Consider the following 11,954-nt stretch of genomic DNA (forward strand, 5'->3'; position numbering starts at 1 on the left):
GCGACCAGGAGGTCCGTTCCATGACCAGCATCTCCCCTCTCGGCGGCCAGGGCGAGGACCTGCCCGAACCGTTGCGGCGCACGCTCGACGAGATGATCGCCGACGCCGAGAAGGAGCTGGCCGTCCACCAGGACCGTCTCCGGCAGATGCACCGCCGGCGGCGCCGCCGTCAGTACCGGGACGCCGCCCGCCGGGCCCGCGAACACAGCCGCGCGGGGCTGTTCTGGGGCGGCTCGGCCGCATGCACGGCCGGCGCGGTCTTCGCCCTGCTGGGGATGTACGACATCGCCATGGAACTGCTGAAGGTGACGGTGGCCGCGTGGATCGCGGCGGCCTCCGCCACACAGCCGCCCCGCACCTGACGACACGGACCGGCACCGCACCACGCCGAAGGCCCCCAGGCACCGGCCTGGAGGCCCTCGGCGTTTCCCGGCATCGTACGGGCTGCCCCCTCAACCGTCCGCGCGGGCGTTGCCGAGAGCGATCAGCACAGGGTCCTCGCGCAGGTCGTCGTGCTGCGCCTCCAAGGCGAACGCGTAGTCCGCGCGGGCCTGTTCGGCCTCCGCGAGAGCCTCGGGGTACAGCTCCTGCGGCGTGACGTCACCGGGCTGCGGCACAGGGAGGCACAGGGACACGGATGGCTGCAAGGCCACCGATCCAATCCATGATTGCGGCGACCACAAAAACCTGCGGCAAGCGCAATACTGTTCGAGGGTCAGGGAGTTGCCCGTGCGAAAGAGGCAGCGTGGGCCGAGGCCGGTACCTGGTACGGACCGTATAGACGCCTCCATCTCGCTACCGTGTCCAGCGCACCTGCCCGCCGCATGGGCTGCTGCGAGGCGGCGATACGGATGACGGCCGGCACCCGTCAGGGACATGCCCCGAGAGAGCGGAACGTGAACAGACAGGACCGCGCGAACGCGGTGGACCAGGAGATGGCCGCATCTCCGCTGCCCGATGCCGCCGTGCGGGCACTGGGCCGCTGGTGGAGCGAGAACGCGTCGGCCCATGCGGACGGGACACCCGCGACGCACACGATCCGCTACACCCCCAACCGGTGGGCGCAGATCACTCCGTGGCCTTCGGCACTGGCCCCCGCCTCCTGCGGCAGTGACGCCGGGGTCAGCCGGGCCAAGGTGGCCTCGGCCGTCGCAGACGCGCTGCGGCGTGAGGCCTTCAGGGAGGCCCTGGTCGCGACCTACGTGTGGGGCAAGGGCAAGCGCGGCACTCCCGGCGGCAGCGGTCCGGCCACCCTGCACAAGATCCTGGCCGCCGAAGGGCTGGATGCGGCACTGCCCCATGCGGTCACCACGTTGAGCGAGCACAGCGCAGAAGCTGCTTACGCGGCACTCCACCGGCGCGTTCCCGGGTTCGGTCCGTCGTTCTACACCAAGTTCCTGTACTTCGTCGGCAAGACCGTTCCGTCGGCAACCGGCCCCCAGCCGCTCGTCCTCGACCGGGTTCTGGCCCAGCGTCTGCGGTCCCTGGCCCAAACCGTCGGCCGGAAGACCGGCCACGACCCCGACGGCTCGATCGCCAGCTGGGTCTGGCGGAACGGGAACTGGTCACCACACCGCTACGCGGTCTACCTCACCTTCCTGCACGCCGCCGCCCGTCAACTGGCCGCCGGCGACAGCTGGCCGCCCGACGCATCGCCCGACCTGCTCGAATACGCCCTGTTCACCACCACATGGCAGGCACCCGGCTGACGGCACAGCCCAGGACAAGGCGCGCCCCTCCCCGGGCGATCCGTGCTGCGCACCGCGCGGCGCCCGCCGCTTTCCTCGCTCAGGGCCCTTGAGTACCTCGCAGCAGCGCGAAGCTCCGGTCCCGCACCGCGGGACGGCATGGGAGGCAGCTCGCGTGAAGGGCCCTGCGGAGAGTGTCAGGCGCGGCCGGGGCGTCGGCGGCGGGCCGGCCGTAGGGCGCGGCCGGGGCGCCGTGCGGGCCGGGCCTCATCGCCGTCGGAGAAGGAGGTGGTGGCGGGTGAGGAGAAGCCGCCCGGAACGGCCTGCCCGGCAGACGCGGAGGCGGGCGTGGGGGCGGGGGTGCGAGGGGCGGGGGGCTTGTCGGTGGTGCGGGGCGGGCGTGCCGCCGCGCGGGCGAGGACGGTGACGTGCGGGATCAGCGGGGCGCAGGCCGCGCAGACCTCTTCCACGCTCCACACGCGGCCCACGGTCGGGTCGTGGCGCAGGATCAGCACCACGGTGCCCGCGCAGTGCGTGGGGGTGCCGGGGTGGGCGGCGCACCGCTGGCTGCCGCAGTGGCAGTAGGCGTGGGGGCGGACGGTGGCCGCTCTGGCGTGGGCGGCGGCATGCTGGGCGGCGAACGCGCGCAGCGCGGCGATGTCCTTGGAGCGGGGCGGCATCCGGCAGGCGGCGGTGCTGCAGGTGACAGCGGCGGTGCGGTCGGCATGGCCGGTGAGCCGGATCGTCCAGGCCCGGCCGGGGACGCGCTCGGTGGAGGTGTCGTTGTAGGCGGTCGTCACGGCCGTCCGTTCTGGTTGATCGGTGAGATGCGGTCCACTATGAGCTACTCGCCGGGGTGTTGGGCAGCAGGTTTCGTCATCGGGGCGTCCGGTGGCCAAGGGCCCGGCGCTCAGCCGCGCCAGCGGCCACGTGCAAAATTTCTCGCTTTCGTGTCAGTCCCCGTCCTGCACATCTGTCGCGAAACCGAGAGGTCGCAGCGAGCGGGGCGCCTCCATCGTGTCGCTTGAGGTTGATCTCGCGTCCTCGGTTCATAGTGGCTGTGTGGCGTCACCTCCTACAGATGTGTCCGGAAAGGTGGATGAGGCCGCGTTGGCGGCGGCTGCCGTCGGTGCGGTGCTGACGACGGTGTTGTCAGGCTCTGAGAACGAGCCTTACGGGTGGCTCTCCACGGGAGTGGGCTTCTCTCTGGCCGCTCTTGTGTCCGCCTACTACAGGCCACGGCGCTGCGCGTACCGAACCTGGCCGCGCCGCCCGTTCAGAAGCAGGTGGTACCAGCTCACAGGCGGATGGGACGGGATCTCCCGAGCCACGGCTTTCGGAAGCGTGACGGGGCTTCTGATCACCATGATCGTCATGTGGCCGGTCCAGCACCTCCGGGATACGGAAGCGAAGTCGATGCCATGGGTGTGGCTCGGATCGGGTGCACTTCTCACGGTCCTCCACGTCGGCTTGCGACGACCGAGCGTGCCTTCGCCTGAGCATGCATAGCGCCGGGCTGCCAGGCATCGCAGCAGATCCATGCTCGTTGTGACGGCTTGACCTTCATCTGCAGCTCACGCGCCGCTGGTCAACATCAGCCGTTGACGCCATCCTGCGCGGCCTCGGTATCCCGCCGGACGGCATTCCTGCCCATGGTGTTCGCGGGCGGTGCAGGCCGCAAAGCACAAGTTTGCTGTGTTCGGCGCGGGTGAGGGGGTCGGAGACCAGGGACCGGGCGAGGTCGGCCGGCGCAGCGGCAAGGTGGGGCAGGAGGGCGGCGCGTTCGGCGTCGGTACGGGCCCGCGTCTGTTCCAGCGGTGTGCGACGCGGGCGTGGATGTAGAGGTCCATCGCGTCGGTGAGGTGGTCCCAGTCTTCTGCGTCGAGGCCTGCGGGCGGGGGCCGAGGATGTCGGGGCCGGCGCGGTGGTGGCGGCGCCAGTAGCCGCCGACGGTGGGGAGGAGCTTAAGGTAGGCGCGCTGCTCTTCCTCGTCCTGGTCGTCCTGTCCGGGTGCGGTGATCGCCTCCATCCAGGATTCAGGCAGGGGGTCGCCAGTGAGGACGGCGGCCAGGGCGCGCCGCGCCGTGCAGGGCGCCGTGGGAAAGAGGGGTGACGCCGAGGGGGTCGCGCAGGGCCGGATGATCGGGCAGGGGCCCGGCCAGCGGGGGCGTGTCAAGGTGGCCGAGGGCGGCTTCGACCGGCCTGGGACACTCACGGGCATGTGTCGCGGATGCCGACGTCGCTTTCGGCCCGCCGGACCAGGAGCGCCTGCCCGGAACCCGGAGCCAGGGAGCCGTTGACGGGCCTCGTGGCGGAGAAGGCCACCGCAGCCTCCCGTCCGGTACCGCACTCGGTACCAGACGCGGTACCGTGTCGTTATGCCTGCACTCAACGTGGAATTCACCGAGGCCGAGATGGAGCGGCTGCGCGCGAGGGCCACCCTGGCCGGCCGGAGCCTGAAGCAGCATGCGCACGATGTCATCGTGGAAGAGGCCGACCGGATCGCCTTCGTGGACGGGGCGGTCGCGGAAGCGGCCCGGGTGCTGCCCGGAGTCGAAGCCCGCTTCCCTGCAGGACTGCGGTGAGCCCGATCATCCGCGTCGATGTCGGCTGGGTCCTGCAGATCCAGTCCGCGATCGCCCCCCTGAACGTGCCCATCGCGGACTGGGGTGCTCTCGGCTTCATGGCTGGCCGGCACACGTTCGAGCGGGAGCGGGGCGTGCTGTATTACGAGCAGACCGCCGCCCGGGCCGCGACCTTCCTGCACACCGCGCTGCTGCTGCGCCCCTTCGCGGACTACAACCTGGTCATCGGCTGGGCCTGCGCGAGCCAGTACATGCACCTGTCCGGCGAATCCCTCCAGGTCAAGGACGACGACCTGTACGAACTCGCCCAGGCAGTCCGCGCGCAGCAGGCCGATCTGCGCGGCGTCGCGCAGCGTCTGGAGTCCTGGCGCGCCGGGTGACGCCGGTGGATCCGCTGCGCAAGCGTGGTGCGGATCGTCGGCCGTCTCTACAGGCCAGGTGCCCGTCCGCAAGGGATGCGTCGTCTGCGAAGGAGGAGAACCGTCATCTGATGGGGCCTCGCCACCGGTGGAAGAAGGTCTCCCCCGGGCCAGCCCCGAGTCGCATCAGCACGCCGGTCAGCAGCGTTCCGACGTCGATCGTGTCCTGGGGGTCGAGGACGGTGAACCCGTGCCGCCGGTAGTAGGGGCCGAGCATGCGGCAGGTCTCGAACTCGCCGAACAGCAGCATGTAGTCCAGTTGCCAGTAGATCTGTATGCAGCGCTTCAGCAGAGCTGTGCTGATTCCGCGGCCTCGGGCGTCCTCGCGCACGGCGACCGCTTTGATCTTCGCGTATTTCATCATCGACATCAGGGCGTGGCCGTTGGGGCCGGGCAGTTTCATGACCATCGCGGTGACCGCGCCGGACGGGACGCACAGCAGCCCTCCGAGGACCTGGCCGTTGCGGTCCTGGGCGACCAGGGGCAGTGACATCGCTGCCGCGGCCGTGAGCAGATCCCCTGAGGCGGCCGCCCGTGCCAGGGGCGGGGCGAGCCCGGCGCCGGACAGGGCGTCCAGCATCCATGTCCCGCACCGGCCCTGCGCGAGCGCCTCGACGTGCCCGCTCTCCATGTCGTCGCCGGCCGTCTTCACCAGGTCGGCGACGATGTCCGCGTCCTGCGGCTGCGCGTACCGGATCCGCACACCGTCCGGCCCGGCTAAGCCCTCGACCACCCGCTGCCCCGTCAGCCGTGCTAGGGGGTGTTCGGGGTTCGGATCTTCGTGAGGCTCGATGTTGTGCTGGTCCGGGCTGGTAGAACTCGGGTGTGGCGCGTTTCGATGTGACGGATGCCGAGTGGGAGTTGATCGAGGAGTTTCTGCCGGTGGCGGCGACGGGTCCGCTGCCCCGGCGGGTGCGGGACCAGTTCAACGGAGTGTTGTGGAGGTTTCGCACCGGCTGCGGCTGGCGTGATGTCCCGGAGCGCTACGGGTCCTGGTCGACGGTGTATTCGCGGTTCAACGCCTGGGCGAAGGCCGGGGTGTTCCAGGCGCTGATGGAGGGCCTGATCGCCGAGGCGGCGGCGCGCGGGCAGGTCGGGCTGGAACTGGTCAGTGTGGATTCCACGATCGTGCGGGCCCATCACGAATCGGCCGGACTGGCAGTCGCCGGAGAGACCCTGGACGCCCTCGAACAGGCACTGACCGAGGAAAAGGGGGTGCCGCTGCCGGCGCAGGGACCGGTCCTGCGGGTGATGCACCGCAGGCCGCACCCGGTACGGGCACCGCGCAGGAGGCGGGCCGCAACCGTGCTGCGACGCGGCAGCGCCGCGGGGCACGGGCGAAGGCGGCCGGACTCGGCCGGTCCAGAGGCGGGCTGAGCAGCAAGGTCCACGCCGTGGTCGACGCGGCGGGACTGCCGCTGGTGTTCGTCCTGACTCCCGGCCAGGCCGCCGACTGCCCGCAGTTCCAGACAGTCCTGGACCGGGTCCGGGTCCCCGGCCGGCTCGGCCGGCCACGCACCCGACCCGGCGCGGTGGCCGCCGACAGGGCCTACTCCTCCAAGGCCAACCGCGCCTACCTGCGCCGACGCGGGATCACCGCCGTCATCCCCGAGAAGACCGACCAGGCCGCCAACCGGCGGAGGAAGGGCTCGGCGGGCGGCCGCCCAGTCGCCTTCGACTCGCACCGGTACCGGCAGCGCAACACCGTGGAACGCTGCTTCCAGAAGATCAAGACCTGGCGCGGACTCGCCACCCGCTACGACAAATCCCCCGAGAGCTACGAGGCAGGACTCCACCTCCGAGGATCGATCATGTGGTTGAAGCGCGCCATCCCAACCACATGATCCGAACTTCCAACAGCCCCTAATCCAGACGACCGGCCCGGCCTCTTCCTCGACTTCTTCGCCATCCCCGAGAGCTACCCGCCACCCGCCCCCGGAACCCGACACCGAAAGGGCCCGGTCTTTGGCCGTCGATGAGCAGGCTGAGCCTGCGGGTGGCTGCCTTCAGTGCAGGTGACCCGCACCAGGGACGGGTGAGGGCTCACCGGTCGCCGCTCCCCCGACGCTTGCGGCTGCTCCGGTTGCGGGCCACTGTTGCAGGATTCGGTCGCGCGCTGCTGCGGAAGCAGATGGCCGACCGATACGCGGAACTGGTCAGCTCCGAGCCGGACCTTGCCGACGACTGCCGCAGCCCGTTGCTGGTGGGTGACACACAACGCCTGTGTGGTGCCCGTTGGTGGGCACGCCTGTCGACTGAAGCGAGGCACAGTCGCTGCTGAGAGAACATGCGCGGCCATGGGCAATCAGGGGAGCGGGCAGTGGACGACGCGGCAGGGGCAGAGCAGCGGATGTTGCGGACGCGGGTCATGGTGACGGACATGCTCGTGGAGCTGCAGCGGGCGGACGCCAAGGCGACTGCAGTGTGTGGGGTCGCAGGGGGGCTTCTTGCGGCCGGTGTGGCGACGGTCGTTGGCATGGGCACGGCTCCGGCGGTGGTGGTTGCGACTCTGGTTTCGGCTTCCGTGGTGATGGGAGCCGCGGTGGGGGCGGCCTTGTGGGCTCTTAGGCCGGTGCTTCCGCGGTCGGTATCGCCGGAGGTGTTGCTCTCGACTGGTCGGGCAACGCGGACGGTGCGGTTGGTTGCGTCGTTGTCTGAAATGGGTGTCGAGGAGCAGTTGCGCGTGGAGTTTGAGCGGCTGGCGGTGCTGGCGGGTCTTGCGGGGAGGAAATTTAGGGCAATTCAGGTGGCGGTGGACCTGGTGGCAACCGCCCTTACGGTGGCTGGAATGGGATTGTTGATCCTTTACATGATGACTTGAGACCATTCGGGTGGGGCGGGCACTTTATCGGGGGGGTCTGTGTATCAGCCGCACATCACAGTGATGGGTGGGGAGTTGTGGTCGCAGCTGCGGGACCTCGCTCCGCAGAGAGTTCGGCCGGCACGGAGCGTGTTGCTGCGACAGGGGGATCCAGGGACGCATGTGATTCTGCTGGATTCCGGGTCGACGCTCGTCACCCTGACGGGTGAAGGCGGTGAGCGGACGCTGCTGGCGGTGCGGGGTGCGGGTGAGTTGCTGGGTGAGCTTGCGGTGCTGGACTCCCAGCCGCGCACGGCGTCGGCCATCGCGGCGGAGACCTGCTGTGTGCGCATCATTCCGGCTCCGGACTTCCTGGCCTTCGTGGACAAGCACGACTTGCTGGCGGTCCTGTTGCGGCATGCCATCGCCCGTGTGCGGGAGGCGGAAACCGTGCGTTTGGAGATGGCTACGGCGCCGGTGGCGGTGCGTCTTGCGTCAGCGCTGGGCCGGCTGCTGCAGGCTGCGTCCGTGGCAGGCACCGAGTATGTCGTGCGTCTGACGCAGACGGAGCTGTCGCAGATGATCGGCGCTTCCCGCAATGCCGTAGGCGCAGCTCTGAGGCCCTGGCGTGAGCGGGGGTGGCTCGCGACGGAGGCCGCCGGCGGGCTGGTCGTTCGCGACATCGTGTCCATCCGGTCTCACGCGTATGCCGAGAGGTGACACGCAGCACCGCTTCTGTGCCCACTGCTGGGCACCACGCCGTCCAGAGCGCGGCCAGCATGGGGCCTCACTTGCTCCTTCGTGCCGGAAAGGCTGACACCTGTGAACTCCGTATTGCTGCCCGATGCTGACGATGTTCCGCCGGAACATGCCCTGCTGGTGGTCGATATGAAGGACTACAGCCAGATTCCTGAGGCGAAGATGGCGCCCACCCGGGCCGACCTGGACGACATCCTGTCCACTGTCTTCGCGCACAGTGGAGTCGGTGATGTCGCAAGGCTCGACCGGGCGGTGAAAGACCGTGGCGACGGGGCGATCTACGTCCTTCCCGCCCGGCATGCGGCCCGGCTGGTCGATCCGCTCCTCAGCCACCTTGCGCAGGCGCTGGCGCGCCGCGAGCAGACCCGGCTGGCCAGCTCGCCGCCCATTCGGCTGCGGGCGAGCGTCCACGTCGGTCCGCTCGAGTCCTCCGCGCACCGTGGCGACGCCGCCAATGACGCCTGCCGCTACGTCGACAGCAACGCGGTCCGTCGAGCCATGACCGCTGCGCTGGATCACGGGCTGTACCTGGCGGCGGCAGTCTCGGACACGGTCTTTGGCCGTACTGTCCGCGCGGACCGCACCAAAACCCTGGGTGTGCACCACTTCCAGCAGGCGACAGCCCTCGTCGACGGCAAGGCCGGTTTCGAGGAGACGTGCTGGCTTCACGTCCCCGGACTCGTCCCGGCCCTCATCAGTCCCTATCTCACCGCCGGGCACGACACGACGTCGCCGACGGGCGCCGGCACCGCGCTGCAGCCCGACGTCACAGACGCCGGGACCGGCGAGCAGGAAGGCCCGGCACCGGTGCGGCAGAAGGGCAAGGCCAGCGGCAAGGCACGACTGGTGCAGGTCGGCCGTGACTACGTCACCGCTCCGGAGCAGTCATGACCGTCCCCCAGAGCGTCGCGACAGCGCCCGTGCAGACGGCCGAAGCCCAGGGCAACGCCCGGGTGACGCAGGTCGGCGGCAACTACGAGGAACACGTTCATCGCTACGTGCGGGGCTGGCAGTATCTGCACGGCACGAGCGTGGACACGGCCGAACTGGACCTGGCAGAGCATGCCTTCGTCGACCCGTCCGACTCCGGTGGGCCCGGGCATGCGGCGCAGGCGGTCAGCAAACTCACCCGTCCGTACGGACGTAGCCATGTGCTGGTCCTGTGCGGCGAGGCAGGCAGTGGTCGGCGCACGGCCGCTCTGCATGTGCTGCTCCGGGCGGGACTGGCACGTGAGCGCCTCCGTTGGCTGTCTCTGGACTGGGACCAGCCGCGGACCGAGCAGATCCCTGCCACGAAAGGGCACGGCTTCATCCTGGATCTGACCGGCAGCCAAGAGCTGAGCGAGGACTTCTACACCGGGCTTGCCGACTACCAGAAGGAAGCGGAAGCCACGGAGGCCTTCCTGATCATCCTGGCCGACACCAACGGCTGGAACCCCGGCGCGGCAGCGACCGTGCCGGTGGTGCATCTGATGCGCCCGCAGGCGACACGGGTAGCCAAGGCGCACCTGCGTCATCGTGCAGGCGACCGGGTGGACTGGCTGGCCTCACCTCCGCTGGACACGCTTCTGACCAAGGGTGCCTCGGCAGCCGACGCTGCCCGGCTGGCCCGGCTGATCACCCACGCCGACGACGGTGACCGGGAAGCAGTGCAGCAGGAGTTCACCGGCTGGCGTGACCATCTGACGAACTGGTTCAGGCAGCACTCGGGGCCGGACGACGTGCGCGAGCGAGCTCTGCTGGTGTCGGCCGCCGTGCTGGAGATGGTTCCTGCGCAGAACGTACTGGAAGCCGCGGACCGGCTCTTCGCGGAGGTCGGTGGTGTGCTGCCGCCCGGCGGTCCGCTGGCCGGCCGCGATCTGGAGCAGCGCCTGCTGGCTGTCCAGGCTTCGCTGGTGGACGGCGAGCGCATCTCGCTGGACGCCGACCGGCACGGCCTGTCGGAGGCAGTCCTGGCCTATGTGTGGCAGCAGCGCCCGCAACTGCGCGGGGTGCTGCTGAAGTGGGCCTCACAGATCAGCGCGCCGAACGGGACCGCCGTGCGTCACCTGCGGCGCATCGCTGACTGCCTGGTGCAGCTGTCACTGCTGCCCGGCGGTTCGACGGTGCGCAGCGTGGTGACCGGCTGGATCGACACCGGCCGCTCGGCTCATCGGCAGCTCGCCATCGAGGTCCTGGAGAAGATGGCGCTCCACCCGGACACGGGTGTCGGTGTCCGCAGGCTGCTGTACGAGTGGGCACAGCAGAGGACCAGCAGCAAGGACCTCCTCACGGCCGTCGCTGAGATCTGCGCCGGCCGGCTCGGCAGGGAATACCCTCGTGTGGCTCTGACCCGGCTGCGCGTGCTGGCCTCACGGCAGGACAGCCTGGCCCGCGAGGCAGTCGCCGATGCAGTACACATGCTGGCCAGCGCACCCGAGCAGCGCGTCCCTGTACTGTCAGAAGTCGTCGACTGGGCCGAGTCCGCCAACAGCACGACGGCCACGGCCGGAGCCGGCACGTTTCTGGCGCTGACCGACATCAGCGGCGACAGCCTCCTGCCCCTGCCCACGCGACAGGAGCCCGTCGGCAGCGCCGTCAGCACACCGGCCGATGACCTGTTCGTCCGCGGCTGGCGTGCAGCCTTGAACGAACCGTCGACGTCCGCGCGGGCCCATGCCCAGCTCGCCGCCTGGCTGGACTCGGCCAGCTTGTCGGACGAGCAGGTCCTGCCGCTGGCGGCAGCGGTACTGCGCGGACATCTCGGCCAGGCCGGGGCCGCCGAGCTCCTGGTGGGCTCCTCCAGCAGCTCCGACCTGGGACTCACGCGCCGCAGGAAGCTGCTCGACCTGCTGATCGGCGAGCAGACGTCCTTCCCCGCCGCGCCCGCTCCTGCTGCAGGCAGCGAGAGCGACCCGACAGCGAGGTGAGCTTCCTGCCGCGGCGCCGCAGAGCCGCCCCGCCCCGGTCCCCCGTGGCCGGAGCCCGGCCTGTTCATTCGCTCGTCCTGAAGGACGAGCGAATGAACAGCCATCTCCCCGGCGTGGCGTTCATCGTCCGCATCGACGGCGCCTGGCGGGCAGAGGGAACCGAAATCCCGGAACACGGCAATCCGGCAGCCGTCGCGCGAGAGCACCTGCGCCGACAGACTGCCCGTGTCCTGCGACAGCACTCGGTGCTCCAGCTCGCTGCCGCCCGGGATGCCGCCGATGCGGCCCTGGGGTACTGGACCCGTCCTGCCAGTGGGCCGGAACTGGAGGCGGCAGGTGCGGTGCATCTGAACGTCACCGCCCACGACCGCGCTCTGGCAGAAGACCACGCTCACCAGCAGCAGGCGGCAGACCATGCCCATGCCGAAGAACTGCACCGTCTTACACATCTGCAGCACATCCTCGCCGACCCGCATCTGCGCCGCGTGTGGTGGATCGCCCAGTTCCCCGAGCGCTTCAACGACCTCAACGACCTGGCAGACAAGCTCACGGGTCTGCCCCCACCCCACGAGGCCGAAAGCGACGGCATCCGAGGTGACATCCGCCGCTTCACCGACCAGCTCGTCACCGACCTGCACACCCCTCAGCAGCGCGAGCTCTTCCTCACGGCACTGATCCAGACCCTCACCACGCTGGGTCACCACGAACTCATGAGCGCCGCCACCGACTTCCGCAGCCCGTCCGAGACCCGGAGCACGCCCCCATGAATCTCCAGACCAGACGCTGGCTTTGGG

The 11,954-nt window shown here is 69.9% G+C and carries 12 protein-coding genes and 1 pseudogene; 10 read left to right on the forward strand and 3 right to left on the reverse strand.

What is annotated here, in order from left to right; translation table 11 throughout:
- Nucleotides 1-362 (forward strand): hypothetical protein (locus tag IE275_RS43525; protein WP_229871276.1); only part of this gene is annotated, 362 nt, incomplete at its 5' end.
- A 90-nt stretch (nt 363-452) separates the two neighbouring features.
- Here the strand turns inward: IE275_RS43525 and IE275_RS43530 are convergent.
- Nucleotides 453-653 carry a hypothetical protein gene (locus IE275_RS43530; protein WP_189718250.1) on the reverse strand — a complete coding sequence of 67 codons (201 nt, stop codon included), beginning with the start codon at nt 651-653 and terminating at the stop codon, nt 453-455.
- 243 nt (nt 654-896) lie between these two features.
- Between IE275_RS43530 and IE275_RS43535 the strand changes: the two genes are divergently transcribed.
- Nucleotides 897-1,709, forward strand: a complete 813-nt coding sequence (locus tag IE275_RS43535) for an 8-oxoguanine DNA glycosylase OGG fold protein (RefSeq protein ID WP_189718251.1) — start codon at nt 897-899, stop codon at nt 1,707-1,709.
- 176 nt (nt 1,710-1,885) lie between these two features.
- On the opposite strand, the gene IE275_RS43540 is transcribed toward IE275_RS43535, so the two are convergent.
- The gene (locus tag IE275_RS43540; protein ID WP_189718252.1) at nt 1,886-2,488 is read right to left on the reverse strand and encodes a hypothetical protein; all 603 of its coding nucleotides are present in this window, start codon (nt 2,486-2,488) and stop codon (nt 1,886-1,888) included.
- A 1,578-nt stretch (nt 2,489-4,066) separates the two neighbouring features.
- Here IE275_RS43540 and IE275_RS43545 point away from each other — a divergent pair.
- Both IE275_RS43545 and IE275_RS43550 read left to right on the forward strand, forming a co-directional pair.
- Entirely contained in the window at nt 4,067-4,273 is a 207-nt protein-coding gene (locus IE275_RS43545) for a hypothetical protein (RefSeq protein ID WP_189718253.1), read from the forward strand.
- Nucleotides 4,270-4,653, forward strand: coding sequence for a hypothetical protein (locus tag IE275_RS43550; RefSeq protein WP_189718254.1), 384 nt, complete (start codon nt 4,270-4,272; stop codon nt 4,651-4,653). The genes IE275_RS43545 and IE275_RS43550 overlap by 4 nt, the downstream gene beginning before the upstream one ends.
- Before the next feature lie 103 nt (nt 4,654-4,756).
- Here IE275_RS43550 and IE275_RS43555 read toward each other — a convergent pair whose 3' ends face one another.
- Nucleotides 4,757-5,425 carry a GNAT family N-acetyltransferase gene (locus tag IE275_RS43555; protein WP_229871279.1) on the reverse strand — a complete coding sequence of 223 codons (669 nt, stop codon included), beginning with the start codon at nt 5,423-5,425 and terminating at the stop codon, nt 4,757-4,759.
- 92 nt (nt 5,426-5,517) lie between these two features.
- Here IE275_RS43555 and IE275_RS43560 point away from each other — a divergent pair.
- From IE275_RS43560 to IE275_RS43585, 6 genes and pseudogenes are all read left to right on the forward strand, one after another.
- Nucleotides 5,518-6,536 (forward strand): annotated as a pseudogene (locus IE275_RS43560) (IS5 family transposase).
- A 476-nt stretch (nt 6,537-7,012) separates the two neighbouring features.
- A complete protein-coding gene (locus tag IE275_RS47005; protein ID WP_189718255.1) occupies nt 7,013-7,513 on the forward strand; it encodes a Pycsar system effector family protein in 501 nt (166 codons plus the stop codon).
- 63 nt (nt 7,514-7,576) lie between these two features.
- Nucleotides 7,577-8,212 carry a Crp/Fnr family transcriptional regulator gene (locus tag IE275_RS43570; protein ID WP_268255364.1) on the forward strand — a complete coding sequence of 212 codons (636 nt, stop codon included), beginning with the start codon at nt 7,577-7,579 and terminating at the stop codon, nt 8,210-8,212.
- A gap of 102 nt (nt 8,213-8,314) precedes the next feature.
- Nucleotides 8,315-9,142: a hypothetical protein gene (locus tag IE275_RS43575; protein ID WP_229871282.1), complete on the forward strand. Its 828-nt coding sequence runs from the start codon at nt 8,315-8,317 to the stop codon at nt 9,140-9,142.
- Nucleotides 9,139-11,160 (forward strand): hypothetical protein, encoded by a 2,022-nt coding sequence (locus tag IE275_RS43580; RefSeq protein ID WP_189718257.1) that lies wholly within the window; start codon nt 9,139-9,141, stop codon nt 11,158-11,160. Before IE275_RS43575 ends, IE275_RS43580 begins: the two co-directional genes overlap by 4 nt.
- A gap of 92 nt (nt 11,161-11,252) precedes the next feature.
- On the forward strand, nt 11,253-11,927 hold the full coding sequence (locus IE275_RS43585) for a hypothetical protein (RefSeq protein WP_189718258.1): 675 nt from the start codon (nt 11,253-11,255) through the stop codon (nt 11,925-11,927).
- The last annotated feature ends 27 nt before the right edge of the window (nt 11,928-11,954 follow it).

Source organism: Streptomyces phaeofaciens (assembly GCF_014648915.1).
GTDB lineage: Bacteria > Actinomycetota > Actinomycetes > Streptomycetales > Streptomycetaceae > Streptomyces > Streptomyces phaeofaciens.